This window comes from Brachybacterium subflavum, from assembly GCF_009299795.1.
Lineage (GTDB): Bacteria > Actinomycetota > Actinomycetes > Actinomycetales > Dermabacteraceae > Brachybacterium > Brachybacterium subflavum.
The window spans coordinates 387,809-414,262 of record NZ_VIGP01000003.1; the positions used below are offsets into that span (position 1 = coordinate 387,809).

Annotated in this window: 25 protein-coding genes; 11 read left to right on the forward strand and 14 right to left on the reverse strand. The window is 73.3% G+C overall.

Annotated features, from left to right (window positions below):
* Positions 1 to 32: 32 nt before the first annotated feature.
* Genes FHG10_RS08860 through FHG10_RS08875 form a run of 4 tightly spaced genes read left to right on the forward strand, consistent with a single transcriptional unit; the run spans position 33 to position 3,895 of the window.
* Complete coding sequence (locus FHG10_RS08860; protein ID WP_152352949.1) at positions 33 to 800, forward strand: amidohydrolase family protein; 768 nt, start codon at positions 33 to 35, stop codon at positions 798 to 800.
* Positions 800 to 2,464, forward strand: coding sequence for an apolipoprotein N-acyltransferase (lnt, locus tag FHG10_RS08865; RefSeq protein WP_152352950.1), 1,665 nt, complete (start codon positions 800 to 802; stop codon positions 2,462 to 2,464). The genes FHG10_RS08860 and lnt overlap by 1 nt, the downstream gene beginning before the upstream one ends.
* Entirely contained in the window at positions 2,461 to 3,246 is a 786-nt protein-coding gene (locus FHG10_RS08870) for a polyprenol monophosphomannose synthase (protein ID WP_152352951.1), read from the forward strand. Before lnt ends, FHG10_RS08870 begins: the two co-directional genes overlap by 4 nt.
* 4 nt (positions 3,247 to 3,250) lie before the next feature.
* Positions 3,251 to 3,895: an FxsA family protein gene (locus tag FHG10_RS08875; RefSeq protein ID WP_152352952.1), complete on the forward strand. Its 645-nt coding sequence runs from the start codon at positions 3,251 to 3,253 to the stop codon at positions 3,893 to 3,895.
* A gap of 107 nt (positions 3,896 to 4,002) precedes the next feature.
* Here FHG10_RS08875 and FHG10_RS08880 read toward each other — a convergent pair whose 3' ends face one another.
* From FHG10_RS08880 to FHG10_RS08900, 5 genes are all read right to left on the reverse strand, one after another.
* Entirely contained in the window at positions 4,003 to 4,353 is a 351-nt protein-coding gene (locus tag FHG10_RS08880) for an RNA polymerase-binding protein RbpA (RefSeq protein ID WP_152352953.1), read from the reverse strand.
* Between the two features lie 110 nt (positions 4,354 to 4,463).
* Complete coding sequence (locus FHG10_RS08885) at positions 4,464 to 5,285, reverse strand: glycerophosphodiester phosphodiesterase family protein (RefSeq protein ID WP_152352954.1); 822 nt, start codon at positions 5,283 to 5,285, stop codon at positions 4,464 to 4,466.
* A complete protein-coding gene (locus tag FHG10_RS08890; protein ID WP_152352955.1) occupies positions 5,257 to 6,192 on the reverse strand; it encodes an SURF1 family cytochrome oxidase biogenesis protein in 936 nt (311 codons plus the stop codon). Before FHG10_RS08890 ends, FHG10_RS08885 begins: the two co-directional genes overlap by 29 nt.
* The gene (locus FHG10_RS08895; RefSeq protein WP_193636244.1) at positions 6,189 to 6,602 is read right to left on the reverse strand and encodes a hypothetical protein; all 414 of its coding nucleotides are present in this window, start codon (positions 6,600 to 6,602) and stop codon (positions 6,189 to 6,191) included. Before FHG10_RS08895 ends, FHG10_RS08890 begins: the two co-directional genes overlap by 4 nt.
* Before the next feature lie 119 nt (positions 6,603 to 6,721).
* Complete coding sequence (locus FHG10_RS08900; protein ID WP_152352956.1) at positions 6,722 to 8,257, reverse strand: hypothetical protein; 1,536 nt, start codon at positions 8,255 to 8,257, stop codon at positions 6,722 to 6,724.
* 174 nt (positions 8,258 to 8,431) lie between these two features.
* On the opposite strand from FHG10_RS08900, the gene FHG10_RS08905 reads away from it, so the two are divergent.
* Together FHG10_RS08905 and FHG10_RS08910 are read left to right on the forward strand one after the other, a co-directional pair.
* Complete coding sequence (locus FHG10_RS08905; protein WP_152352957.1) at positions 8,432 to 9,157, forward strand: beta-ketoacyl-ACP reductase; 726 nt, start codon at positions 8,432 to 8,434, stop codon at positions 9,155 to 9,157.
* A 79-nt stretch (positions 9,158 to 9,236) separates the two neighbouring features.
* Entirely contained in the window at positions 9,237 to 9,758 is a 522-nt protein-coding gene (locus FHG10_RS08910; protein WP_152352958.1) for a SixA phosphatase family protein, read from the forward strand.
* Between the two features lie 13 nt (positions 9,759 to 9,771).
* Here FHG10_RS08910 and serB read toward each other — a convergent pair whose 3' ends face one another.
* Positions 9,772 to 10,470 (reverse strand): phosphoserine phosphatase SerB, encoded by a 699-nt coding sequence (gene serB / locus FHG10_RS08915; RefSeq protein ID WP_152353208.1) that lies wholly within the window; start codon positions 10,468 to 10,470, stop codon positions 9,772 to 9,774.
* 100 nt (positions 10,471 to 10,570) lie between these two features.
* Positions 10,571 to 11,809: a glucose-1-phosphate adenylyltransferase gene (gene glgC / locus FHG10_RS08920; protein WP_152352959.1), complete on the reverse strand. Its 1,239-nt coding sequence runs from the start codon at positions 11,807 to 11,809 to the stop codon at positions 10,571 to 10,573.
* Between the two features lie 131 nt (positions 11,810 to 11,940).
* Here glgC and glgA point away from each other — a divergent pair, with 131 nt between their 5' ends.
* Positions 11,941 to 13,143 (forward strand): glycogen synthase, encoded by a 1,203-nt coding sequence (gene glgA, locus FHG10_RS08925; protein ID WP_152352960.1) that lies wholly within the window; start codon positions 11,941 to 11,943, stop codon positions 13,141 to 13,143.
* A 25-nt stretch (positions 13,144 to 13,168) separates the two neighbouring features.
* On the opposite strand, the gene FHG10_RS08930 is transcribed toward glgA, so the two are convergent.
* The 3 genes from FHG10_RS08930 to FHG10_RS08940 are packed head-to-tail and all read right to left on the reverse strand — an operon-like array spanning position 13,169 to position 16,942.
* Complete coding sequence (locus tag FHG10_RS08930; protein ID WP_152352961.1) at positions 13,169 to 13,975, reverse strand: hypothetical protein; 807 nt, start codon at positions 13,973 to 13,975, stop codon at positions 13,169 to 13,171.
* On the reverse strand, positions 13,972 to 15,504 hold the full coding sequence (locus tag FHG10_RS08935; RefSeq protein WP_152352962.1) for an RNB domain-containing ribonuclease: 1,533 nt from the start codon (positions 15,502 to 15,504) through the stop codon (positions 13,972 to 13,974). Before FHG10_RS08935 ends, FHG10_RS08930 begins: the two co-directional genes overlap by 4 nt.
* 43 nt (positions 15,505 to 15,547) lie before the next feature.
* Complete coding sequence (locus tag FHG10_RS08940; protein WP_227488141.1) at positions 15,548 to 16,942, reverse strand: cation:dicarboxylate symporter family transporter; 1,395 nt, start codon at positions 16,940 to 16,942, stop codon at positions 15,548 to 15,550.
* 208 nt (positions 16,943 to 17,150) lie between these two features.
* On the opposite strand from FHG10_RS08940, the gene FHG10_RS08945 reads away from it, so the two are divergent.
* Together FHG10_RS08945 and FHG10_RS08950 are read left to right on the forward strand one after the other, a co-directional pair.
* Positions 17,151 to 17,942 carry an ABC transporter ATP-binding protein gene (locus FHG10_RS08945; protein ID WP_152352963.1) on the forward strand — a complete coding sequence of 264 codons (792 nt, stop codon included), beginning with the start codon at positions 17,151 to 17,153 and terminating at the stop codon, positions 17,940 to 17,942.
* A gap of 1 nt (position 17,943) precedes the next feature.
* Complete coding sequence (locus FHG10_RS08950) at positions 17,944 to 18,846, forward strand: TrmH family RNA methyltransferase (RefSeq protein WP_152352964.1); 903 nt, start codon at positions 17,944 to 17,946, stop codon at positions 18,844 to 18,846.
* A 28-nt stretch (positions 18,847 to 18,874) separates the two neighbouring features.
* Here the strand turns inward: FHG10_RS08950 and FHG10_RS08955 are convergent, their stop codons facing one another.
* The 4 genes from FHG10_RS08955 to FHG10_RS08970 all read right to left on the reverse strand — a co-directional run bounded on the left by FHG10_RS08955 (position 18,875) and on the right by FHG10_RS08970 (position 23,394).
* The gene (locus FHG10_RS08955; RefSeq protein WP_227488142.1) at positions 18,875 to 19,639 is read right to left on the reverse strand and encodes a class I SAM-dependent methyltransferase; all 765 of its coding nucleotides are present in this window, start codon (positions 19,637 to 19,639) and stop codon (positions 18,875 to 18,877) included.
* A 68-nt stretch (positions 19,640 to 19,707) separates the two neighbouring features.
* A complete protein-coding gene (locus tag FHG10_RS08960; RefSeq protein ID WP_152352965.1) occupies positions 19,708 to 20,376 on the reverse strand; it encodes a hypothetical protein in 669 nt (222 codons plus the stop codon).
* A gap of 93 nt (positions 20,377 to 20,469) precedes the next feature.
* Entirely contained in the window at positions 20,470 to 21,501 is a 1,032-nt protein-coding gene (locus FHG10_RS08965; protein ID WP_152352966.1) for an NAD(P)-dependent alcohol dehydrogenase, read from the reverse strand.
* A gap of 117 nt (positions 21,502 to 21,618) precedes the next feature.
* Positions 21,619 to 23,394, reverse strand: coding sequence for an HNH endonuclease (locus FHG10_RS08970; protein WP_193636245.1), 1,776 nt, complete (start codon positions 23,392 to 23,394; stop codon positions 21,619 to 21,621).
* 270 nt (positions 23,395 to 23,664) lie between these two features.
* Between FHG10_RS08970 and FHG10_RS08975 the strand changes: the two genes are divergently transcribed.
* Together FHG10_RS08975 and FHG10_RS08980 are read left to right on the forward strand one after the other, a co-directional pair.
* A complete protein-coding gene (locus FHG10_RS08975; RefSeq protein ID WP_152352968.1) occupies positions 23,665 to 24,669 on the forward strand; it encodes a hypothetical protein in 1,005 nt (334 codons plus the stop codon).
* Entirely contained in the window at positions 24,666 to 26,447 is a 1,782-nt protein-coding gene (locus FHG10_RS08980) for a DNA polymerase Y family protein (RefSeq protein ID WP_152352969.1), read from the forward strand. The genes FHG10_RS08975 and FHG10_RS08980 overlap by 4 nt, the downstream gene beginning before the upstream one ends.
* The last annotated feature ends 7 nt before the right edge of the window (positions 26,448 to 26,454 follow it).

The following is a 26,454-nucleotide window of genomic DNA, read 5'->3' on the forward strand; positions in this document are numbered from 1 at the left end:
CTCCCACCACGTCCGCAAGGAGTACCCCGGTCATGACCGCGCACGGCACCGATGCCCCGTCGACCTCCGCGCAGGACGAGGTGCTCTTCACCGGCGTCGTCGTCTACTCCACACAGGATCCGGAGGCCTCCGCCGTCCTCGTCTCCGGGGGAGTGGTGGCATGGATCGGGCCGACGGAGACCGCCGAGGGCCTCCACCCCCGCGCGCGCCGCGTCGACGCGACCGGCTGCCTGCTCACCCCGGGATTCGTCGACTGCCTGCCCACGCCCGACGGCGCCGCCGTGGACGACGACTGGCGCGCCGCCGCGGCCTCCCGCGGCATCACCGGAGCCGTCCCCGGGAGCGCGGGGACGCGCGAGGGCATGCGCGTGCTGAGCCCCCTCGCCGAGCCGCTGCCGCTCAAGGACCTCAGTGCGCAGGGCGTCCCGCTGGCCTTCGGCTCGCTCGGGGCCGAGGACGCCCTGGACCCGTGGAGCTGGGTGCGCGCCGCCGCCCACGGCGGGGATCCCGCCCAGCGCATCAGCGACCGCGCGGCGTTCCTCGCCTCCACGCGCGCGGGTCTGCGGCTGCTGGACGTGCCCCATCCCGGGGCCCTGAACCTCGGCGTCGAGGCGACGCTCGTGGTGTGGGAGCCCTGGGACTTCACCGTCCACTCCTCGGACATCCGCACCAACGCCTGGTCCGTCGACCCCCGTTCGCGCACCCCTATGCTCCCCGACCTCACCGAGGGCGCGCCGCGGGCGCTGCGCACGCTCGTGCGCGGGGAGATCGTCCACGACGTGCCGGGGGCCCTCGGCTGATGACACGGACCACGAGCGGGGCCCGCGGCGCCCACCCGGCGGTGCGGCGCGGCGTGCGCACCCCGCGCGACCAGGTGGCGCCCACGCCCGCGCTCGCGGCGCTCGTGCTCGGGGTGCTCGGCGGCCTCGGGGCCCTCGCCGCCTTCCCGCCCTACGACCTGTGGATGCTGCTGCCCTTCGCGATCGCCGCCCTCAACGCGTGCGTGCTCACGCGGCGCTGGCACGTCGCGGCCCTGGCCTCCCTGCTCTGGGGGCTGGCCTTCTTCGTCCCCCTGACCATCTGGGCGAAGACCTACGCGGGCCCCGCCCCGTGGCTCGCCCTCGGCGCCTTCGAGGCCCTCTACATCGTCCTCTACGGGCTCGCCGCGCGCGCCGTGCTGGTGCGCCGCGGCATCGGGCTGGGCTCCGGGATCGTGCTGGCCGCGCTCTGGGTGGCCGTCGAGACCCTGCGCTCGACCTTCCCCTGGGGCGGGCTGTCCTGGGGCTCGGTGGCCTTCGCCCTCAGCGATTCGCCGCTGCTGAACCTGGGCCCGTGGATCGGCACCGCCGGTCTGTCCTTCGTGGTCGCCCTGCTGGCGCAGTTCCTGTGCGGGGGAGCGCTCGCCCTGCTGGGCCGGCGCCATCGCGGCGTCAGGGGGCTCAGCGGGGTGTGGCCGATGGCGACGGTCGTCGGCGTCGTCATCGGCACCATGGTGGTCCCGCTGCCCAAGAACCCCGCCCCGTCGGACGACGGCTCGATGACCATCGCGGGCGTCCAGGGCAACGTGCCGCCCATCGACCCGGAGAGCCTCGCCATGCCCTCCGAGATCTTCCCGAACCAGCTCACGGCCACGGCCGACGCCGTCACGCAGGTGCGCGAGGACGGCGGGCAGCTGGATCTGGTGGTCTGGCCCGAGGACTCCACCGGCTGGGACCCGCGCGCGGACGCCTCCCGGGGCCAGGCGATCACCGCCGCCGCGCAGGACGCGCAGGCGCCGATCATGGTCGGCACCCAGACCCCCACGGACGACGGCGGCAGGTACAACAACTCGCTGCTGTGGACGACGGACGGCACCGTCGCCGGCGTCTACGCCAAGCGCCACCCGGTGCCCTTCGGCGAGTACATCCCCTACCGCTCGTTCTTCCGCACGCTGAGCGACAAGGTCGACCTCGTCTCCTCCGACATGAAGGCGGGCACGCAGCCGGGCGTCTTCGACGTCGACGGCCACGGCGTGGGCGTGCTCATCTGCTTCGAGATCGCCTACCAGGACCTCGTGGACGACGTCGTGGACGACGGCGCCCAGGTGATCGTGGTGCAGTCCAACAACGCCCTGTTCGGCGACTCCAACGAGGCGATCCAGCAGGTCGCGGAGTCGAAGGTGTTCGCGGTCGTCAGCGGCCGCAGCGTCGTGCACGTCTCGACCGTCGGCCAGAGCGCGATCTTCACCCCCGAGGGCCGCACCCTCGACTACCAGGACCACTGGACGCAGGGATCCGTGATCGGCGAGGTGCCCCTGCGCACCGGGACCACGCCCGCCGTCGCGGCCGGCCGCTGGCCGGAGATCGTGCTCTCCGCCCTCGCGATCGCGGGCGTCCTGTTCGCGGGCGCCGGCGGACGCCGGGCGGTCGCCCCCGCGATGCGCCGGCGCGAGCGCGCCGCCGCGCGCGGCGGGAGCGCCCGGTGAGCGCCCGGGTCCTCGTCGTCATCCCCACCTACGACGAGCGCGAGACCCTGTCCTCGACCCTGGCGCGCCTGCGGGCGGCCGTGCCGGACGCCCGCGTGCTCGTGGTCGACGACGCCTCCCCGGACGGCACCGGCGAGCTCGCCGAGGCCCTCGCGCAGGACGACCCGCAGGTCGACGTCCTCCACCGCACGGGCAAGGAGGGCCTCGGCCCCGCCTACCTCGCGGGCTTCCGCTGGGGGCTCGAGCGCGGCACCGAGGTGCTCGTGGAGATGGACGCCGACGCCTCCCACCGGCCCGAGCAGCTCCCGCGCCTCCTCGACGCGGTCGAGGGCGGCGCGGACCTCGCCATCGGCTCGCGATGGGTTCCGGGCGGACGCGTCCACGACTGGCCGCTGCGCCGCCTGCTGCTCTCCCGCGCCGCGAACGTCTACGCGCGCCTCGCCCTGGGGCTGCGGGTGCACGACGCCACCGCGGGCTTCCGCGCCTACCGCGCCCCGCTCGCGCGGATCCTGGTCGAGTCCGGACCCGCGTCCCAGGGCTACTGCTTCCAGGTCGACATGACGCGGCGCTCCGCGGCGCACGGCGCCGTCGTCCGCGAGGTCCCCATCGACTTCGACGAGCGCACCGAGGGCGCCAGCAAGATGAGCTCGGCGATCGTGCGCGAAGCCCTCGTGAAGGTCACCTGGTGGGGGGCGCAGCGCCGCTCCCAGCAGCTCCTCACCCTGCTCCGATACGCTGGTCGCCACGCATCACGTGAGAGTTCGTTCCCATCCGGCAGGTGATCCCATGAGCTCCACCTTCTCGTCTCCCAGCAGTTCCTCGTCCGGCAGTTCCTCGTCCGGCGGCCGCTCGACCAGCGGCTCCTCGCCCGCAGGCGCGTCGGTCGGCGCGTCGCACGGCCGCGCGCCGTCGGGCCGACCCTCCCGGCTCGCCGCCCTGCTGCCCTACGCGGCGCTCGTGCTGGGCATCGTCGAGATCGCGCTGCTGATCCTCATCGGCGTGAAGACCTCGCTGTGGTGGTCGCTGCTCATCATCGTCGTGGGCTGGATCGTGGGCGTCGCCCTGCTGATCGCCGCGGGCCAGCAGTCCCTCTCCCGCGCGCGCTCCCTCTGGCGGGCCCTGCGCGGCACGGGGGACGTGCAGAAGCACCTCAGCCGCCCCGCGTTCACGGTGCTGGCCGCCGCGTGCTTCTTCTTCCCGGGCGTCCTCACCGACATCGTCGGGATCATCCTGCTGCTCACGCCCGTCCAGCGCCGCACGGTCGAGGGGCTCGGCCTGTCCGGCGGCGGCGACGCCGCGCACCGCGTCCTCTTCCGGCGCAGCTCGGGAGGCGTGATCGACGGCGAGATCGTGGTGACGCCGCAGAAGCCCTCCGGCGGCGCCTCGTCCGGACAGTCACCGGACGGCCCGCCGCTGATCACCCAGGACTGAGGCGTCGCACCGCCGCATCCATGAGAAGAGCCCCGCAGCCGTCGATGGCGGTCGCGGGGCCCTTCTCATGGATGCGGCGCACAGCCGCCGGGCGCACGGCCCGTGGTTCAGAGGTTCCGGCGCTGATGCAGCTTGCCGGCGTGCAGGAGGTCGAGGCGCTGATCGAGGAGCACCTGCAGATCCTCCTCGCTGCGGCGCTCGAGGAGCATGTCCCAGTGGGTGCGCTGGGGCTTGCCCGGCTTCGCCTCGGGCTTCTCGTGGTCGCGCAGGACGGCGGTGTTGCCGCAGCGGCACTCCCAGATCGCCGGGACATCGGCCTCGACGGAGAAGGGGAGGATGATCGTGTGGCCGTTGGGGCAGTCGTAGACGGCCTCCTGGCGCGGGGCGGCGAGGACGTTCTCGTCGGTCTCCATGCTGAAGGATCCGAGGCGGGTTCCTCGCAGGCTGCGGCTGTTCATCCGATGGTGCCTTCCTGACGGTTCCGGGGGCGGCGGTCGCACGCGCACTGCGGCGCGACAGTGACCAGAACGTTCCGTGCGCACGGAACATTCCCGGGCCGCGGCGTGGGTCACATCACGTCGCCGGTGGGCGGCTCCGTCCCGTCGAGCAGGGCGCTCAGGCGATCGACGCGATTGGTGATGATGCCGTCGACGCCGATCGCCAGGAGGTCCCTCATCCGCGCGGTCTCGTCGATCGTCCACACCTGCACCTCGCAGCCGGCGCGATGGGCGGCGGCGACGTTCGCGGGCGTGACGATGCGCAGCACCGACTGGGAGACGGGCACCTGCAGGGCGCCGTAGGGGTGCAGCAGCGCGCGCAGCGCGGGGTCGGGCAGCTCGAGCGCCCGCGCGAGGACGAAGCCCGCGATCACCTCCCGCGACGGGCTGCGCACGGGTGCCACGCCGGTCGCCTCCCGCACCGCCCGCACGGCTCGCGAGGCGACGGCGCCGCGGAAGCTCGTCACGCACACGCGCCCCGCGGCACCGGTGCGGGCGATCGCCGCGACCGCCGGGCCGACGGCCGCCTCGTCCTTGACGTCGATGTTCACGGGGATGTCCGGAAAGCTCCCGAGCACGTCCTCGAGGCGGGCGAGGGGCTCGCGCCCGGCGACCCGGATGCCCTCGAGGTCACTCTCGTGCAGCGCTCCGATGCTCCGGGGGTCCCCCGCGATGCGGGTGAGGTCGGGGTCGTGCACGGCGAGGGCGACCCCGTCTGCCGTGGCCCGAGTGTCGGTCTCGAGCATGTCGGCGCCGGCGCCGAGCGCGTCGGAGAACGCGCGCATCGTGTTCTCGGCGCCGTCGAGCGCGAGTCCGCGATGGGCGATGCGGCGGGGCCGCGGCCCGGGCAGGAACCGTCCGTGCTCAGCGTCGTCCGTGGTCCAGGAGCTCATCCTCTTCCTCCTCGTCCTGCGTGCGCGGGCGCGCCCTGCGCAGCTCGGCGGAGGCCGCCCGCGGCGCGGTGGGCGCGGCCTCCCGTGTCGTCTCCGCCGGTCCGCTCCGGGTCCCGTCCTCGCCGCCGCCGTCGTCGGCGTCCTCACCCTCCTCGTCGAGGATCTGGCGGCGCGTGCGCACCACCAGGGCGATGGGGAAGAAGGCCGCGAACAGCCACCACTGCACGGCGTAGGAGAGGTGGGGGCCGAGGCTCGTGTCGGGCTCCTCGAGGACGTGGGGCATGGGGCTGACCGACGGGTCCTCCGAGACCAGCTCCCCGAAGGCCCCCGTGTAGACGCTGCCGCCGAGATCGGGGAGCTCGGGGGCGATCGCACTGGGGGTGACGGTCTGGACCTGGCCCGGGGGGTTCCGCCGGTTCTCCAGGGTCGGCTCGACCACGCGCATGCGCACCACGATGGTGGTGCGGCCCTCGGGCACGGGCGGTTCGCTCGCCGGCGTGGACGAGGTCTCGGCGCCGTCCACCCACCCGCGCACGACGAGGAGCGTGCCCTGGTCGGTCGTGAAGGGGACGAGCTGCCAGAAGCCCACCGAGTCCGAGAGCGGACGGTTGCGCACCCACAGCAGGCAGTCGGGCTCGGTGCAGTACTCGCCGGTCAGCTCGACCTGCTTCCAGCGGTCGGAGGACGCCAGCGGCGTGCCGGGGGAGGGGAGCACCTGGTCCAGGCCGACGGGCGCGGCGCTGTAGTTGGTCTCGATGACGTCAGCGTTCTCGCGCTTGCCCTCGAAACGGTGCCACTGCCAGAAGCCGAGGCCGATGCAGACGGCGGCGGCGAGGAAGACGCCGAGGACGGCGCCCAGGGCGTCGCGGGTGCAGAGGCGACGCAGGATCTTCAGGGCCGTTCTCATGCGGCGGTCGTGACCTCGGCGAGGGACGTCGGGGCCGTGGGGGCGGCCGGCGCGGCGGGCTGGGAAGCTGTGGACAGGGACGACGCGGGCAGCGACGTCGCGGGCAGGGAATCGCTGGCGTAGTGCATGAGCTGCACGAAGAGCACCGCGGTGCCGGCGGCGATCAGCAGTCCGACCGCGGTCGCCACGATCGTCATGCCCAGGCGCAGTCGGGGCCGCGCGCGGCGCTCGGCCGGCTCCGGGAAGCCGTAGTCCTCGTGCTCGAGCTGGTTCTCCGACCAGATCCCGGGGTTCATGACCGTCACGGGATAGCTGGGGACGCGGCGGCGCACGCGGGCACCGCTCGCGGGGACGTCCTCGGAGAGGAGCAGAGGGCCGTCCTCGGCGCCTCCTGCCCGCGTGCGGTCCATCCAGACCCGCCATCCGGCGGGCACCCGACCCCATCCGGGGTCGGGGCGCCACCCCTCCGGCGGGAGCCAGCCGTCCTCGGGCGGCTCCGGCCAGTGGGGTGGCGGATTGAAGGACGAGGTCACTTCTCGATGTCCCAGCTGTAGGTGTCGCTTCCGGAGTCCATGACGAGCTTGTTGCCGCCCGCGCGCTTCACCGCGAAGAGCATCGTCATGGAGTACTCGTCGCCCTCGGAGAACTCATAGGGGCTGTTGCCCTCGATCCCGGAGTTCTTCAGCGCGTAGGTGTTCGTGTCGGACTGGACCGTGCCGCCGTACGGGGTCTCCACGGAGTAGTCCCAGTTCGCCCAGTCCATCGTGCCCTCGGTGACCTCGAGGTGCGTGGTCACCACGAGGTAGGGGCCGTACTTCGCGTCATCGATCTCATACTGCGTGTCCAGATCCTCGGCGTTCTTCCATTCCATGGACACCTGGACCTTCCCCTTGCCCTCGGGACCGACGACGTCGATCTCCTTCGCCGACGGGTCGACGGTGGGAAGCACGGACGGGGTGACGGTGGGCTCGGCATCCTCGCTCGCGGACTCGGACTGCGAGGGATCCTCGGAGGCTGCGTCCTGACTGGTGGTCGCCCCGGCAGAGGGGCTCGGGTCGTCCGAGCCTCCGAGCGCGCGGACCGCGAAGATGCCGAGGACGACGAGGACGATCGCGAGAACGAGCAGCACGATGCAGCCGATCCACCAGAACCGCGCGATGACGCCCTTCTTCGCGGGCTCCGCCGCGTTCGGCACCGTCGACCACTGGGCCTGCGGATCGCTCGCGGGGCCGGGATCGGGCGATCCGTAGGCCTCGGCCGACGAGGGCCCATAGGCCGGGGCCCCCTGGCCCGGGGCCGCCCCGCCCTGGTCGTACGCCGGTGCGCCCTGGGCGCCGTAAACCTGCGCGCCGTATCCCTGACCCTGCTGGTCGCCGGCGCCGTATCCCTGCGCGGGCGATCCCTGGCCGTACCCCTGTTCCGCCTGGTCCTGGGAGCCGTAGCCCTGCGCCGGCTGGGAGGCCGCGCCGTCCTCGGCGGCAGCCCCGTACGCGGGGGCGGCCGGGGGCTGCTGGCCGTACGCGGACACCGGCTCCTCGGCAGCGGGATCAGCAGCACCAGCAGCACCAGCAGCACCAGCAGGAGCCTGCTGGCTCGCGGCGGGCGCGCCGTCCGACCGCTCGTCCTGCGCGGCCTCGGCCGCGGCCCGACCGGCCTCGTCGTTCTCGGGCTCGGCGCTCTCGTACGGCGCCGAGCCGGCGAGCGCCGCGGAGGTCTCCTCGTCGCTCGGGCCCGTGTACACGGCGGTCTCGGGAGACGACGTCGCCTCGGGATCGGTGCCCGCTCCGCTGTCGGCCCCCTGCTCCGCAGCGGCGCCCTGCTCCGAGGACATGTCCTGTGCGGACGCGGCGCCGGCGACCCGCGTCGCCTCGTCATCGGGGCCGGGCTGCACGTGCGCATCCTCGCCCGCCTGCTCGGTCGGGGCCTGCGGCGCCTCGTCGGCGACCCAGAAGTTCCATCCCTCGGGGGCCGGCCCCCAGGCGGGGTCGGGCTGCCATCCCGGCGGCGGCGTCCAGCCCTCCTCGTCGATCGGCCAGTTCGGCGGGGGGTTGAAGCGGTAAGCCATCAGGGAGGAACCTTCCGGAAGGGATGCTGTACGTCCTGCCGGGACCGCGTGTGGCGGATCCCCGTGCACTGGTCCCTACGTATGCTAGAGCACCGGCCGTCCCCGGCCGCCCTCGCGCGCGCCCCGCGTCACCCACAGCATCCGCATCATCCCGCACAGCAAGGAGCACCACGCATGTCCCTCGAGAGCACGGAACCCCGCAGCGTCCTCATCACCGGCGGGAACCGCGGCATCGGCCGCGCGATCGCCGAGGAGTTCGTGCGCCGCGGAGACCGCGTGGCGATCACCTCGCGCTCGGGCCACGAGGGCCCCGCGGGCACCCTCACCGTGACCGCGGACATCACCGACGGCGACTCGCTCGACGCCGCGGTGAAGCAGGCCGAGGCCGAGCACGGCCCCATCGAGGTGCTCGTCGCCAACGCCGGCATGACCGACGACCAGCTCCTGCTGCGCATGAGCGACGAGTCCTTCGAGAAGGTCGTCGACACGAACCTCACGGGCTCCTTCCGCACCGTGAAGCGGGTGATCAAGTCGATGATGCGCAAGAAGAAGGGCCGCATCGTCCTCATCAGCTCCGTGGTCGCCCAGCTGGGCTCGCCGGGGCAGGTGAACTACGCGGCGTCCAAGGCCGGCCTCCTGGGCATCGCGCGCTCCATCACGCGCGAGCTCGGTTCGCGCGGGATCACGGCGAACGTCGTCGCCCCCGGATACATCGCGACCGACATGACCGACTCGCTGCCGGAGGACCTGCAGAAGAACTACCTCTCGCAGATCCCCGCCGGTCGCTTCGCCGAGCCCGCCGAGGTCGCCCGCGTGACGGCCTTCCTCGCGAGCGACGACGCGTCCTACATCTCCGGCGCCGTCGTGCCTGTCGACGGCGGCCTGGGCATGGGACACTGAGTCCCGCAGCGACCGCGCGTCCGGCGCACCTGCGACCCCTGCCACCGGACACTCCAGACAGAAGGCGTGACTCGACCCGATGCCCTCCGACCCCGACAGTCGCCTGCTCCTGCTCATGCGCCATGGCAAGGCGGACAGCGCGCAGGATCCGGATCATGAGCGGGAGCTGACAGACCGCGGCCGCACGCAGGCCCGGATGACCGGCGAGTACCTCGAGTCGCAGGGCGTGCGGCCCACGCGCGTCCTCGTCTCCGACGCGGTCCGCACGCGGGAGACCTGGGAGAGCGTGCTCGCCTCGATGCCCGGGTTCGACGGCACCGTGGAATTCCTCCCGGAGATCTACGAGGGGGGACCCGCGGAGGTGCTGGACCTCGTCCGCGCCACCGACGACGCCGAGCACGTGGTGATGGTCATCGGCCATGAGCCGACCATGGCCTCGCTCACGCACGGCCTGGCCGCGGAGGACTCCGACCCCGGTTCCGTCGCCCAGACCCGGATCGGTCTGCCGACCGGCGCGCTCTGCGTGCTCTCGGGCAGCGTCCAGCACTGGTCCGATCTGGGGGAGGAGTCCCTCACGCTGCACACCGTCGTCCGCAGCTGAAGGGCCGGATCCCTCAGTCGCGCTCGAGGATCCTCTCGAGGTGCGGCCACACGTCGAGCAGGCTCTCACCCTCCAGGTGCACGTCGGAGACCTCGACGAGCGCGGGCTTGCCGCGGAAGGCGATGCCGATGCCGGCGGCGCGCACCATGGGCGCGTCGTTCGCGCCGTCGCCGACGGCGACCGTCCGCTCGATCGGGACGCCGTGGCGGGCCGCGAGCTCCTCGAGGGTGCGGCGCTTGGTCTGCGCGTCGACGATCGGCCCGCTCACCCGCCCGGTGAGGCGGCCGTCCCGGATCTCGAAGCGGTTCGCGAGCACGTGGTCGATCCCGGCCGACGCGGCGAGCTCGTCGATCGCCTCGTGGAATCCGCCGGAGACCAGCGCCGTCACCACGCCGGCCGCACGCGCACGCTCCACCAGCTCGAGCGCGCCGGGGGTGGGCACGAGCGCGGCGCGCACCTCGGCGAGCACGCTCACGGGGAGCCCCGCGAGCGTCGCGACCCGCGCGTGCAGGGACTGCGTGAAGTCCATCTCGCCGCGCATCGCGCGCGTGGTGACCTCCTCGACCTGCTCGCGGGTGCCCGCATGCTCTGCCACCAGCTCGATGACCTCCTGGGTGAGGAAGGTCGAGTCGACGTCGCTGACCAGCAGCCCCCGCGCGGGGGCGTGGTGAACAGGACCGTGGTCAGCGGGGGCCGACGGGGTCGCGGGGATCTCGGGGGACTGGTGCAACGCTCTCCTCGGTCTCGTCGGACTCGGTCCCGTCGGCCGCCCGATGCCTCCCCGACAGCTGCTCAGCGCGACCGGCCGGGGATCACGACGGGGTGATGACGACTCCCTTGCCGATCACGGTGAGACCGGACTCGGTGACGTGGAAGCCGCGGGCGCGGTCCTTCTCGGCGTCCAGCCCGATCTGCGTGCGGGGCGGGATCACCACATTCTTGTCGATGATCGCCCGGTGCACCTGGCAGTGCCTGCCCACCGAGACGCCGTCCATGAGCACGGAGTCCGAAACGCTCGACCACGAGTGCAGGCGCACCCCGGGGGAGAGCACCGAGTTCGAGACCTGCGCACCGGAGACCACCACCCCGGGCGAGACGATCGAGTCGACGGCCGAGCCCACGCGGCCCGGCCCGGCGTGCACGAACTTGGCCGGCGGCACGTTGCGCGTGCCCGCGAAGGTCGCCCACTTCTCGTTGTAGAGGTTGAAGACGGGGTGGATCGAGATGAGGTCCATGTGGGCCTCGTAGAAGGCGTCGAGCGTGCCGACATCGCGCCAGTAGTCGCGATCGCGGTCGGTCGAGCCGGGCACGTCGTTGCGGATGAAGTCGTAGACCCCCGCCTCGCCCTGGTCGACGAAGTAGGGGACGATGTCCCCGCCCATGTCATGGGCCGAATCGGGGTTCTCCGCGTCCTCGGTCACGGCCTCGACGAGGGCGTCGGCCGAGAAGACGTAGTTGCCCATGGAGGCCAGGACCTGGCTGGGGTCGTCGGCGAGCCCCGCGGTCTCCTTCGGCTTCTCGACGAAGCGGGAGATCACCTCGGGCGAGGCGGGATCGGTCTCGATCACCCCGAACTGGTCCGACTCCTCGAGGGGCTGGCGGATCGCGGCAACGGTGCAGGCCTTCCCGGAGGCGATGTGGGCATCGACCATCTGCGAGAAGTCCATGCGGTACACGTGGTCCGCGCCGACGACCACCACATAGTCCGGCTTCTCCTCCTCGATGAGGTTCAGGGACTGGTAGATCGCGTCGGCGCTGCCGCGGTACCAGTGCTTGCCCATGCGCTGCTGGGCGGGCACCGGCGCCACGTAGTTCCCCAGCAGGGAGCTCATCCGCCAGGTCGAGGCGATGTGCTTGTCGAGCGAATGCGACTTGTACTGGGTGAGCACGACGATGCGCAGGTACCCGGAGTTGACGATGTTGGACAGGGCGAAATCGATGAGCCGGTAGATGCCCCCGAACGGGACGGCCGGCTTCGCACGATCGAGGGTCAGCGGCATCAGCCGCTTGCCCTCGCCCCCGGCAAGAACGATGGCGAGCACGGTAGACATGAACCGAGCATAATGCCCATGTGGGGGCACTCACACACCGGACCGCAGATCGTCCCGTCGTCCCCGGGCGACACGCCCCACGGACCACCACGCCCCGCAGCCCACCCCGCCCCGCAGACCAGGAGGAGCCCATGCGCGTCGACCTGTTGACCAAGGAGTACCCGCCGGAGATCTACGGGGGAGCGGGCGTGCACGCCGCCGAGCTGACCCGGGTGCTGCGCGAGCACGTCGAGGTCCAGGTGCGCTGCTTCGGCGCGCCCCGCGAGGAGGCGGACACCACGGCCTACGAGGCTCCCGCGGGCCTCGAGGGCGCGAACTCGGCGCTGCGCACCATGGGCACGGACCTGCCCATGGCCGCTGACTGCGCGGGCACCGACCTCGTGCACTCCCACACCTGGTACGCGAACTTCGCGGGGCACCTCGCCTCCCTGCTCCACGGCGTGCCGCACGTGCTGAGCGCCCACTCGTTGGAGCCGCTGCGCCCGTGGAAGGCCGAGCAGCTGGGCGGCGGCTACGCGCTGAGCTCCTTCGTCGAGCGCACCGCCTACGAGGGCGCCGCCGGCGTCATCGCAGTCTCCGCCGGCATGCGCGCCGACATCCTGCGCTCCTACCCGAGCGTCGATCCCGCGAAGGTGCACGTCGTGCACAACGGGATCGACATCGACACCTGGCAGCCGAACCCCTCGACCGACGCCCTGACCTCCCGGGGGATCGACCCCGACGCCCCGATGATCGTGTTCGTGGGCCGGATCACCCGTCAGAAGGGACTGCCCTATTTCCTGCGCGCGGTGCGGGAGCTGCCGCCGGAGGCCCAGGTCGTGCTGTGCGCGGGCGCTCCCGACACCCCGGAGATCGCCGCCGAGGTCGACTCCCTGGTCTCCGAGCTGCAGTCCACGCGCGAGGGCGTGCACCTGATCTCGGAGATGCTCCCGCGCGGCGAGCTCACCCAGATCCTCAGCCACGCGACCACCTTCGTGTGCCCGAGCATCTACGAGCCGCTGGGCATCGTGAACCTCGAGGCGATGGCGTGCGGTATCCCGGTGGTCGCGAGCGCGACGGGCGGCATCCCCGAGGTCGTTCTCGACGGGGAGACCGGGTACCTGGTGCCCCTCGAGCAGGCGCAGGACGGCACCGGGACCCCGCTCGACCCCGAGCGCTTCGTCGCGGATCTGGCGGGCGCCCTCACCCGCATGGTCGGCGACCCCGAGCGCGCCCGGCAGATGGGTGCGGCCTCGCGTCGCCGCGCCGCCGAGCACTTCTCCTGGACGGCGATCGCCGAGCGCACGCTCGAGGTCTACGAGACGGTGCGGCAGGAGCACGCGGCACGGAGCTGACCCGCCGCGCCCACCGGCCTGCGCGTCAGCCGAGCTCGTCGGCGATCACGAGGCCGACGGTCTCGGTGAGCGCCTCGCGCGCCCCGTCGCGCAGATCGCGCAGCACCTCGCGGCGCTCGGTCTCCTCGCCGAGGCCGCGGGTGAGCGCGGATCCGGTGTCGAGCTCCTGGTCGGCCAGCAGCAGGGTGCGCGCGGCGAGCGTCAGCAGATGCTCCGCCGCGGGGCCGACGTGCCGCGGCAGGGGCACGGAGGTCCAGGTCGCCGGCAGCGCCTGCAGCCCGATCGCCTCCTCGGGGACGAGGTCGAGCTCGACGGTGCCCGAGGCCGCGCGCTGCAGTGACCGCAGGAACTGGTCCCGGGCCCCTCCGCTGCTGGGCACCGGTGCGGGGGCGCCGCCGCGCGCGGGAATCCGCCGCCAGGAGACGAGGGTCCCGCTGGTGCCGTCCGGTCCGAGCGCATCGGTGAGCGGGACGAGCGTGTGGTCGGCCATCCCGGCCGCGCTCACGACGATCGCCTGCTCGGCCTCGAGAGCGGAGGCGACGGCCTCGGGCGGGCCGACGAGCCCCGCGATGCGTCCCGCGACCGGGAGCACGAGGTGGACCTGCGCGAGCGGCAGGCGGCGCAGAGACGTCATCCAGTCGAAGAGGTCCTCGCCGCCCCCGGTCGTCTGCCGGTGCCCGCTGCCCTGGGACAGCACCGCCGCGTCGTCGGGGCCGATGTCCCCGCGCAGATAGGCGGCGGTCCACAGCACGAGCGCCGCGGCGCGGGGCAGGGCGAGGGCGTCGGGATCGGGGCGTGCGCCGGTCTCGTCGTGCTCGGGCAGGGAGCTCATGACGCGGACTCCTCGTCGGGCCCGGCCCCGACGGGCACGAACCGCGCGCCCGCTCCTGCCACGTCGACCGCCTCGAGCCGGACGCGCAGCGCGCCGCCGAGCTCGCCGTCGGCCTCGACCCAGGCCGTGACGGGCGGATCCAGCAGCTGCACCTCGACGCGGACCGGGGACGCCCCGTCGTCCCTCTTCGCGTCGTCCTTCTTCTCGCCCCCGCGACGGTCGATGATCGTCCCCTCGAAGGTCTCGCCGACGAGCCCGGCGAGCGCGGTGCGCTCGACGAGGTCCAGGGCACGGCGCTCGAGGCTGCCTGCGACCGACCCCGTGTTCTGCATGATCTCGGGGATCAGGGGGAGCGCCTCCGCGAGCGCGGGCGGCACGTCCTCGCCGCGCGCGTGATGCAGGCAGGTCAGCAGCACGAAGCGGTCGACGAGCCGACGCAGGGGCGCGGTCGCGTGGGCGTAGGGCGCGCCGAGCGCCGCCTGCTCGACGTCCTCCGGGAGCTCATCGGCGTGGGTGAAGGCCGCGTAGGCGGCGCCCCGGAACAGCGACGCGGCCTGGTTGAGCAGGGCGAGATGGCGGGGATCGTGCCAGTCCAGGGTGCGCAGGAAGGCGCCGTAGTCGAGGTCCTCGGACCAGGGGACACCGAGGGCCGTGGCCTGCCGGCGGAAGCGCTCGACGTTCTCCTCGGCGGCGGGCGGCATCGTGCGCAGGATGCCTGCGCCCCCGCGGATCATGAGATCGGCCGCGGCCATGCCGGTCATGAGCGAGATCTGCGCGTTCGCGTCCTCGATGGGGAGAATGCTGCGCCAGGTCAGGCGCACGCGGTCCCCGTCGGCCTCGACGTCCTGCTCGGGGATGTTGAGGCTCGCGCCGCCGCGCTCGGCCTCCTTCCGGGTGCGCAGGGCGCCGATCTCCTGGAGCAGGAGCATCATCGGGTGGCCGTCCCCGGCGTCGATCCCGTCCTGCACGGCGTCGTAGGCGAGCTTCTCGCGCGAGCGGACGACCGCCCGGCCCAGCGACGTCGCCGTGACCGTGCCGCGCCCATCCAGGCGCAGGTCCCACACGAACGCGGGGGCCGGCTGGCCCGGCAGCAGCGAGGCCGCGCCCTCGGAGATCGCCGTGGGATGCAGGGGGATCCTGCGGTCGGGGAGGTAGACGGTCTCGCCGCGACGGCGGGCCTCGGCGTCGAGCACGGAGCCCAGGGGGACGAACAGGGGCACGTCGGCGATCGCGTAGCGCACCCGATAGCCGTCCTCCGTGCGCTCGAGGTGCATGGCCTGGTCGAGATCGGTCGAGGTCACCGGGTCGAGCGTCACGAAGGGGACGTCGGTCGCGTCCTCGTGGGCGTCGGCGCCCTCGCGCCAGGCGCCGGCCGCCGCCTCGACGGCCGCGAGCACCTCGGCGGGGAACTCGGCGCTCGGCGCGCCGTCGGCCGCGGCGTCGGCGAGCAGCGCGTCGATCGCGGCGGCGATCTCCGAGGCGGCGACGGAGCCCTTCGGGGCGCGCAGGGACACGGGACGGTGGGGCACGGCGGCCTCCTGTTTCGCAGGGCCGGGATCGGGCCCGGCCAGTCTACGAGCGACCGCCCTCCTCGGCGACGACGTGCTGGGCGTCCTCCAGCTCGATCTCGTCGGCCGAGACGAAGGGGGCCCGGCCCGAGAGCACCTCGGTGACGCGCTCGCGGTCGATCGTCCTGGTGAGCGTGCCGATCACGACGGTCGCGATCGCGTTGCCCGCGAAGTTCGTGATCGCACGCGCCTCGGACATGAAGCGGTCGATGCCCACGATCACCGCGACGCCCGGCACGAGGTCCGCCCGGTGCGCCGCGAGCCCGCCTGCGAGCGTCGCGAGGCCCGCCCCGGAGACGCCCGCGGCACCCTTCGAGGCGATGATCATGAACACCAGCAGACCGATCTGCTGGGGGATCGTCATCGGCATCTTCATGGCGTCGGCCACGAAGATCGACGCCATGGTCAGGTAGATCGCGGTGCCGTCGAGGTTGAAGGAGTAGCCGGTGGGCACCACGATGCCGACGGTCGACTTCTTCACGCCCAGGTGCTCCATCTTCGCCATCAGCGTGGGCAGCGCGGACTCCGAGGAGCTCGTGGCGACGATGAGGATGAACTCCTGGACCAGGTACTTCAGCAGCGAGAACACGTTCACGCGCGCCACGGCGAACAGCACCAGGCCGAGGATGCCGACCACGAAGATGATGCACGTGATGTAGAAGCCGATCATGAGCTTCACGAGCTCCCAGACGGCGCCGACGCCCGAGGAGCCCACCACGGCGGACATCGCCCCGAACGCACCGATCGGGGCGAGCCAGAGGATCATCATCAGCACGCGGAAGATGACGCGTCGCGCGATCTCGACGGCCTCGAGGGCCACCTCGGCGGTGCGCCCGCCCACGCCCTGGACGCCGAAGCCCACGAGCAGCGCCACGAGCAGCGCCTGCAGCACGGAGCCCTCGGTGAGGGAGCTCGCGAGGGTCTCGGGGATGATCGAGGCGACGAAATCGGCGAGCCCGCCGGCCTCCTCCGCGTCCTTCACGTACTTGCTGACGTCGCCGTCCGTGGGGATCGTGAGCCCCTGCCCGGGCTGCAGGATGTTGCCGACGACCAGTCCGATCGCGAGGGCGAACGTCGACATGACGAGAAAGTAGACGAGGGCGAGGACGCCGATGCGGCCGACCGTCGCCGCACTGCGCACCGAGCCGATCCCCAGCACGATCGTGCAGAAGATGATCGGCGCGATCATCATCTTGATCAGGGAGACGAAGAGGTCGCCGAGGATCTTGAACGAGGCGGCCGTCTCCGGCGCGACGAGACCGAACCCGATGCCCGCGAGCACCGCGACGATCACGGCGATGTAGAGGAAGTGCGGGCTGATCCGTCGGCGCTTCGGAGCCGACGACTCCTGGCGCGGCATCGGGGCCGACGGGTCGGCGGCCGGGTCGGGATGTGCCATGGTGGCGCTCCTTCGCGTCGAGGGGGTGGGAGGGGAGAAGATCGAGGGGATCGGCGTCGCACGCGGCGTCCGCGACCCCGGGCACCCTACCGTCCCCCTCACCGGGGCGAGCGGGTTCTCCGGAGATCGGGCAGGCGGTCGGGCTCGCGTGCGGGCCGGGTCGGGTCGCTGCACGGGAGTCGACTCCGGAGCCGATAGGCTTTCAGCCATGTCCGAGGCAGCTGCACTCACCGATGTCGTCGTCCGCCGTGGCGGAAGGAACCTGCTGGACGGGCTCACCGTCAGCATCGGGGAGGGCGAGCGCTGGGTGGTGCTGGGCCCCAACGGGGCCGGCAAGTCGACGATGATCCGCCTGCTCGCCTCCCGCATGCACCCCACCTCCGGCACGGTCGAACTGCTCGCCGAGCGCCTGGGCAGGATCGACGTCTTCGAACTGCGCCCCCTCATCGGCCTCGCGAGCCAGGAGCTCGCCGACACCGTCCCCGGGCACGAGAAGGTGCTCGACGTGGTGGTCACCGCCGGCTACGGGGTCGTCGGCCGCTGGCGCGAGGAGTACGAGGACCTCGACCTCGACCGCGCACGCATGCTGCTCCACGCCTTCGGCGTCCTCGACCTCCAGGGCCGCGCCTTCGGCACCCTCTCCACGGGGGAGCGCAAGCGCGTGCTCTCGGCGCGCGCTCTCATGACCGACCCCGAGCTGCTGCTCCTGGACGAGCCCGCCTCGGGTCTGGACCTGGGCGGCCGCGAGGAGCTCGTGCGGAACCTCGCGCGCCTCGCGAAGGATCCGGCGACCCCCGTGACCGTGCTGGTCACCCATCATGTCGAGGAGATCCCGCCCGGGTACACGCACGCCCTGCTGCTGCGCGACGGGAAGGCGGTCGCCGCCGGCCCGATCGACGAGACCCTCACCTCGCAGAACCTCACGCGCACCTTCGGGCTGCCGCTGGTGGTCGAGCGCCACGGCGAGCGCTTCAGCGCCCGCTCCGTGCAGCTGGACTGAGATGGGAGCACCGGCACCGGAGGGCCCCGGGACCACTGAGGCCCCCGGCCCGCAGATCGTCCCGATCACGACGCTCACGGACCCGCGGCTCGACGACTACCTGCGCATGACCGACGTGCGGCTGCGCACGAGCATGGAGGTCGAGCGCGGACTGTTCATGGCGGAGAGCTTCCACGTGATCGAGCGCGCGATGGACGCCGGCTGCGTCCCGCGCTCCTTCCTCATGTCCTCCCGCTGGGTGGACCAGTTCGCGCCCCTGTTCACGCGCTTCCCCGAGGTGCCCGTGTTCGTGGGCGAGGAGTCCCTCCTCGAGTCCCTCACGGGGTTCCACCTGCATCGCGGAGCGCTCGCGGCCATGCAGCGGCCCGTGCTGCCGACCGCCGCGGAGCTGCTGCGCACGGCGCACACGGTCGCGGTGCTCGAGAACATCGTGGACCACACGAACGTGGGCGCCATGTTCCGCTCGGCCGCCGCGCTCGACGTCGACGCCGTGCTCGTCACCCCGCGGTGCGCGGATCCCCTGTACCGCCGCTCCCTCCGCGTCTCGATGGGCACCGTCTTCCAGGTGCCGTGGACGCGGCTCGGCGCCTGGCCGCACGCGCCGCATCCTCCGGGCGAGGACACGGCGCACGACGGCGTGGACCTGCTGCACGACGCCGGCTTCGACGTGCTCGCCCTCGCTCTCACCGAGCAGGCCACGGCGCTCGACGAGGTGGACCTGGGGGCGGGCCGCAAGGTCGCGCTCGTCCTCGGCGCCGAGGGCCACGGTCTCGAGCCGTCCACCCTGCAGGCGGTCGACGAGCACGTGGTCATCCCCATGAGCGGCGCGGTCGACTCCCTCAACGTCGCCGCCGCGAGCGCCGTGGTGTTCTGGCAGCGACGGGCGGCCGTCAGGGCGGGCTGAGGCCCTCGTTCGACCCGCTTCCCGCTGTTCAGCTCCCGCGGCGCGCGAGCAGGCTGAAGCTGTTGGGGAGGCGACCGTCCCAGGCCGCCGCGGGCTCCGCGTCGTCGGGTCGCCAGAACGGCTCCGGATGCTCCTCGAGCTGCTCGAGGACGAAGCCCGCACGCACGATCGCCATCACGGTCCCGGCGAGCGTGCGCTGATGCTCGGTGGCCCCGCGAGCGGGGAAGGTGTCGTTGACGTGGCGGGACGCGAAATAGCCGCGGTCCTCCCTCACGCGCGGCGCATCGGCGTCCCACGTCCACAGCGGCACGAGCGGGTGCGCCTCGTGGACGAAGAGGTGGCCGCCGGGCCGCAGCAGCCGGTGCATCTCCGTCGCCCACGCCTCGAGGTCCTCGTTCCAGATCAGCGCGCCCTTGCCCGTGTAGACGAGGTCGGCGGACGCGGGATCGAGGCCCGTGTCCGGGAGCTCCGCGACGGTGTAGCGCGCGGCGACGCCCAGCTCATCGGCCCGGCGCTGCGCCGCCGTCACCGCTGTCGGCGAGTAGTCGACGCCCAGCACCGAGGCGGCGCCGAGGCGCAGCAGCGCGTGGTCGTCGATGCCGTGCCCGCTCTGCGGGTGGATCACCTCGGCATGCTCGACGACCCCGCTGAGGAGACGCTCCTCGCACGGCAGCAGACGTGCCGTGCGCGCCTCGACGAGCAGGCTCTCGTACTCGCGCACATGCTTGTAGGAGGCGGCGTCCCATGCGCGCCGGGTCTCGTCGTAGGTGTCCATGGCTTCGCGGGTGTCCATCGAAGGAGGCAAGCACTCGTCGAGCGCGCTGTCCAGGCGATTCGGCAGGTGCCGCGCGTCCTGTCGATTCAGAACAACGGCCTCGCCCCGGTGCGCTGGGGGATCTCGACGCCGTGCAGCCCGAGCGCCTCCTGCGCGCGCTCGGGCCCGTCGCACACACGAGCACCAGGGGAGTAGGCGGCGCGCTCGAGGGCGAGGAAGTCCCGCGCCTCTCCTCCGGTCCCGCTTCTGAGGGGTCCGCCCGTCCCCACGTCGTCGCGCTCCTCCCGGGCGAGGAACGGGGGCAGCACGTCCGGGTGCGGGTGCTGCTCGCCGGGCGCGGCGCCCGAACGGCGGTCGGGGAGGATCCTGTGCTGCACGAGGTCGAAGGCGTTGATGTCGAGCGATGCGGCGAGCTCCGCGAGGTCGTCCCGTGCGATCTCGGCGCCCAGTCCGGTGAGGTTCGCATGGAATGCCTGGCCCGCGGCGCACGCCTCGACGTCGGTGTACTTCCAGATGGGGATGCCCTGCCCGCCGCCCGCGGCATCACCGCACTCGTCGCCCTCGTCGCCCTCGTCGAGGGGATATCGCCGCAGCGCCTCCCGCACGAAGGCGGCGATCCGAGGCACCGGCGGCACCGCCGTGCCGGTCTCGCCCCAGGCGTGATCGGCGGCGAAGATGTGCTGGTTGAGGGCGGCGCAGGCGTCGATGGGATCAGAAGGGGCGGGGCCGAGCCAGAATCCGAGTCGATAGAGCATGCGGCAAGCATGGCCTCGCGCTCCCCGCGCCCCTCCCGGTCATCCACACCACCGTTCCTCCACAAGGATCGGCGCTGGTCGGAGCGATTCCGGTCAGAACGCGATCTGCAGCTTCACGTCCGTCGGCCTCCCCTCGAGGAAGCGCTCGAAGGCCTTCTCCGAGTCCTCGAACGCGAACGTCTCGGTGACGAAGCGGCCCAGATCCACGGCGTCGCTCACGGCGAGATCGATGGCCTTCTGGTGGACGTTGGCGTAGCGGAAGATCGTCTCGATCGAGATCCCGCGGCTCTGCGCCGTGGAGACGTCGAAGGCCACGGGCTCGACGGGCATGCCTACGAGCACCACGCGCCCGCCCGGTGCGGGGACCGTCCACAGTCCCTTGTACGCGGGGGCGGCGCCCGAGGCCTCTAACACGACCTGCGGGCCCCATCCCGAGGTCTCCGCGCGCACCCGCTCGCCGAGGTCCTCCTTCGTGGCATCGACCGGGATGATGCCCGTGAGGCCGTCGAGCAGTCCGAGCTTCGCGCTCTGCACGTCGCTGATGTACACCCGGCTCGCCCCGCCGGCGCGCGCGGCCAGCGCGGTCATGATGCCGATCGTCCCGCTGCCGATGATGGCGACGACGTCCCCGGGGCTGATCTGCGCCTTCGTCGCGGCGAACATGCCGACGGCGAAGGGCTCGATGAGCGCGCCCTCGGCGAAGCTCAGGGCATCGGGCAGGCGGTAGGTGAAGGCGGCGGGGTGGACGACCTCCTCGGCGAGGCAGCCGTCGACCGGCGGGGTCGCCCAGAACCGCACGGCCGGGTCGACGTTGTAGCGGCCCTCGAGCGTCGCCCGCGAGGCGGGGTCGGGGACGCCCGGCTCCATCGCGACACGATCGCCGACGGACAGGCCGGTGACGCCCGCGCCGACCTCGGTCACGGTGCCCGCGCCCTCATGCCCGAGGATCATCGGCGCCTCGACGACGAAGGGACCGATGCGGCCTTCGGTCCAGTAGTGGACGTCGGAGGCGCAGATCCCGACCGTGTGCATCGCGATCCGGACCTCCCCGGGTCCCGGGGCGCCGGGGGAGGGGACGTCCTCGATCCCCATCCGGCCCTTCTCCTGCAGCACCAGTGCGCGCATGTCTCGCTCCTCCTCGGAATGGTTTCGGCCAGGCTACGGGGCGGGTGGGCATGGCGACAGGGCCGTTCACGCGGCGGATCCGGGCGCTTCGGGAGCGCGCGTCCGTGCGCGGGCTGCTCACGCACTGCGTGCGCCGGGCCGCCGCTCCTCGTCGCGGATCCCCGCGGCGCGTCGACGGTCGCGCTCCCAGCGCAGGTCCTCGATCCGGTGGATCGGCGGGAGCAGGGCCGGTTCCCCGTCGGACGCGTCGTCCTCGGGTGTGGTCATGCCGGGTGGTGCGGCCTCGACGGCAGGACCGCCCGGTGGCGCCCCTGCCAGCGGGCTCGGGGACACCGTGGCGGTGCGTCCGAGCTTCGATCTCCAGTGCACGCGGTGCGGATCCGTCTCCTCACCGACCCTCTCGGCCGTCCCGAGGAGCTCCTTGGTGCTGTTGCAGTAGGCGCACAGACCCTGCCCGTCGTCGACGCTGGTCGCACCGCCCTGCGCGTGGGGCTGGATGTGGTCGATCTGGCGGATCGAGGACGCGCAGTAGGGCCCCGCGCAGCGGAAGTCCCGGAGCCGGACGAGGTACCCGAGCCTGGCGGGGAACGCGCGTGCGCGCGATTCCATGACGATCAGCTCGCCGGAAGCGGGATGGGTGAACAGACGCCGGAGCGTCAGCCGGGACTCCTCGTCGAAGAGGCCCGGCGCGGTGGGCTTCGCGGGCTCCTGCGGCGGCAGCAGGTCGTCGCCGGTGAGCGTTCGGCGGTCCTCCGGCGTCGCGTCGGCCGTGACGGGCATGTCCTGTGCGGGTGTGCTCTTTGTGGGTGCGCTCTCTGCGGGTGCGCTCTGCGGGGCGTCGCGCGCGGCGCGCGGGATCCGCTGGACGATCTCGTCGCGCACGGCGCGCGGCGGCACCACTCCGTAGCCCTCGATCATCGCCGGGTCGCCGTGATCCGGCGCGATCAGAGTGCGCTCCGTGATGACGACGCCGACCTCCAGATGCACGGGGTCCATGTGCTCATCGCGCCCCAGCAGGGTGTCGGAGAAGAGATCCGCCATGATCTGCCCGTGGGCGCGCGTGTCCCCTTGGGCCTTGAGCGATTGCGCCTCGATGGTCAGCTTGCGCTGGATCGCGGCGCAGTCGAGCGCCGGGAGGTGTGCGTGGACGTGCCCCATGCCGTGCGGCCCCGGCGTGACCGTCACGCCGCGCTGCATGCGCGCCCGCACGTGGCGCCCGTCCTCGCCCCGGGGGTCGAGCTGCTGGGCGAGGGCCGAGACCTCCCGGCTCCACTGAGTCGGCGAGGCGCCGTCGAGATCAGGCTCACGCGAGGCGATGATCCGATCTACCTCACGCCGCTGCTCCGGCTGGAGCGGGCCGCTGCTGCGCCCGATCGCGTGGGCGGCGTCGAGCCCGATGCGCCCATCGGCCAGGGCCTCGAACATGCGCGGCATGTCCCGCACGAGACGCTTGCCGGAGTTCAGGCGCGCGGAGGCGATGGCGGGGGAGACCCGGGAGGCCATCCGGATCTCCCCGGCGGTGCGGCGCCCGTGATCGCGCTCGGCGACGCCCTGTGCTGATTCCTCCTCGCGCAGACGCTCGTCCAGGGCCGTGGTCACCCGGATCTCGAGCGCGCCGAGGGCTGAGCGCAGCTGCTCGAAGGCGGCGAGGGTGTCGGAGAGCTCGAAGGCCGTGAGGTCGGCGTCCGCGGCGCCGAAGGGGCCGTCCGGACCCTTCGCGAGCTCTCCCAGCGCGTGGGCGATGTCGAGGAGCTCCAGCCCGTTCCCGGGCGCCGCATCCGCCGCGACCATCTCGCACACGTGCTCGGCCTCCGTGGGCGCATCGCGCAGCACGAGCTGACGGGCACGACCAGGGGTGCGGCGGGGGTCGTCCCCGCCGTCCCTCATCGGCATGCACCGCATCGTGCCCGAAATGTCCATACCTCTATGCAACACCATCACCCGTCCGAGCGCCAGTGCTCGAACGCATGTTCTAGTGTGATATGGGTCACTGGACAGAGGGATCACTCCAGTTCAGATGTCGGTCCGGTGATCAAGACTCCTCGACGACCCTGCAGCGCGAGGCTCGCGCGACCACCGCGCCCGCCCCGGCGCGTCGGGGCGGGCGTAGAATTCGAACGCGTGTTCGATCTTGGATGACGGCCGGACAGGAGGAGGTGGAGCATGAGCACGCATCTGCAGATGCACGAGGCGCCGACGCAGGGGAAGGCATCGGCGCCGCACGAGGAGAGGACGCCGCCGAGGACGGCGGGAAGAGGCACTCAGGAGGAGCGGCTCGCCCGCGCCCGCGCCGCGCTCGGCGCCGCCGAGCGCACCACCGCGCGCCTCGGAGGGAGGATCGACCGCACCGCGTTCTCCGTCGGGGAGACGTCGGGTCCCGGCGCGTCGTCGCGGCTGGACGGGCCGACGGGGATCGTCGGCTCCGTCGGCCCCGGGGGAGCGTCCCGTCGGACCTCGACGGCCGATGCAGACGCGGGAGCCTCCCCGGCGCGCACGACCGCCGAGCACGCCCGTGTGCCCCTGCCCCCGCCGCTCGCCCCGCTCGCTCCCTACGGATCCCTGCGCGCGGGAAGCACGGTCGCGGTCGACGGCTCCTGCTCGGTCTCCCTGATGCTCGCGATGGCCGCCGCGGCGGCGGGGGAGGACGGCTGGTGCGCGCTCGCGGGCATGCCTGACCTCGGCCTGCGCGCCGCGCGCGACGCCGGACTCGATCTCGAGCGCCTCGCGATCGCCCCGGCCACCGGCGTCGAGGAGATGCCGCAGCTGCCGCAGGTGCTGTCCGCGCTCGTGGACGGGGTCGGCGTGCTCGCGCTCGGCCCGCGGCTGCGCCTGACGGCATCCCTGTGGCGCAGCCTCACCGACCGCGCGCGGGCGCACGACACCCTGGTCCTCGCCGCCACCCCCGTCGCCCGCGCGGACCTGCACCTGCGCGCCGAGGCCGAGTCCTGGGAGGGGCTGGGGCGGGGCACCGGTCGTCTGCGCCGGCGCACCCTGCGGGTGAGCGCCGCCGGGCGCGGGATCCCCGAGGGCCGCGCCGTGGACGTGGTGCTGCCCGAGGTCCACGGGCTCCTCGCCGAGGTCGCCGTGCCCGATCAGGCCGTGCCCGGCCGGGTCGTGCCCGACCAGGCCGCTCCCGCCCCGCTGCGCGTGATCCGGAGGGCGGGATGAGCGGGAGCGAGCTCCTGCTGCCCGGGGTCCTGCCCGCGGGCGAGGAGGATCAGGTCGACGAGACGGATCACGGCGACGAGGCGGAGCACGGCGGCACCCCGCCCGCGACGCGCATCGCGGCCGTCGTCGTCCCCGCCTGGCCGCTCCTCGCCGCACGCGAGAAGCTCGCCCGGGCGGGGAGCGGGGCCGCGGAGGAGGGGGCGCCGGCTCCCCTCGTGGTCATGGAACGCCACCGGGTCTCCCATGCCGATGCCGCCGCCCTCGAGGTGGGCGTCGGAATCGGGATGCGCCGCCGCGCCGCGCAGGCCGCGTGTCCCGAGGCCGTCGTGGTCGAGGCCGACATCGAGCACGAGAGCGCCCTGTTCGAGCTGGTCGCGGCCGCCGTGGACACCGTCGCCGCAGGCGTGGACGTGCTGCGCCCGGGGGTGCTGCTGATGTCCGCACGCGGACCCGCCCGCCACCGCGGCGGGGAGGATGCCCTCGCCGAGGCGATCGTCGACGCGGTCGCCGAGCTCACCGGCTGGGACGCCGTCGTCGGCATCGCCGACGGCCCCTTCGCCGCGCTCCTGGCCGCGCGCTCGGGCAGGATCGTGCGCCCCGGCCGCAGTCGGGACTACCTGGGCCCGCATGCGATCGCCGCCCTGCGCGACGCGCCCGTCGGCCCCGGATGGGGGCACCGCGACCAGCCCGCGGCCGATGCCGACCGCACCCGCCGCGTGGACCTCGCCGAGGTCATCGACCTGCTCGAGCGCCTGGGAATCCGCACCCTCGGGGACTTCGCGGACCTGCCCGCGACCTCCGTCGCCGCACGTTTCGGGCCCGACGTGGCCCAGCTGCACCTGCTCGCGCGCGGGGGCGAGCCCACCCCGCCCCAGGCGCACCACCCCACGCAGCCCCTCGAGGTCGCGCGCACCCTGGACCCGCCGCTCGTGCGCGTGGACCAGGCGGCCTTCGCGGCGCGGCCGATGGCCGAGGAGCTGCACGGCATGCTCGTCGCGCGCGGGCTGATCTGCACGCGCCTGCGGATCCTCGCGCTCACCGCCTCGGGCGAGGAGATGGAGCGCACCTGGCGCCACGACGGCGCCCTGTCCCCGGCCGACGTCGTGGACCGCATCCGCTGGCAGTGCGACGGCTGGATCACCCGGGCGCGACTGCGCGGCGAGCAGACCGGGCAGATCACGCGGCTCGCCCTCCAGCCCGTGCAGCTGCTCCCCGCGGGCGAGGGCGCGCCGGCGCTGTGGGGGAGCGCGGGGGAGGCCGCGCAGCGGGCCGGCCGCGCCTTCGCCCGCGCCCAGGGCCTCGCGGGGGAGGAGGCGGTGCTCGTGCCCGTCGAGGTCGGGGGCCGTCTGCTCGCCGAGCAGGTGGCGCTGGTGCCCTGGCGCAGCGAGCGGCCGACGGCGCGGCCCGGGCCGTGGCCGGGGTCGATGCCGCGCCCGCTGCCCTCGGTCGTGCTGCGCAGCCCGGCGCCCGTGGTGCTGCGGGACGCGCAGGGGGCGGCGGTCGTGGTCACCGCCCGTGCCCTGCTGAGCGCCCCGCCCGCGGTCCTCGAGGTGCCGCGGGCGGGAGCCGACGGGATCGAGGCGCTCGTGCGCCACGGCGTCGCCGCGGGCAGGTCCCACCGCGTGCTCGCCCACGGGGCGCCGACGGTCCTCGACGAGCGCTGGTGGCGGCCCGACGGTCGGCGCGCCGGCCGCCTCGCCGTCGTCATCGAGCCCGGCCGCGCCCTCGTGCTGCTCAGCCGCGAGGGTGCCTGGAGCGTGGAGGGGATCCATGACTAGGGGATCC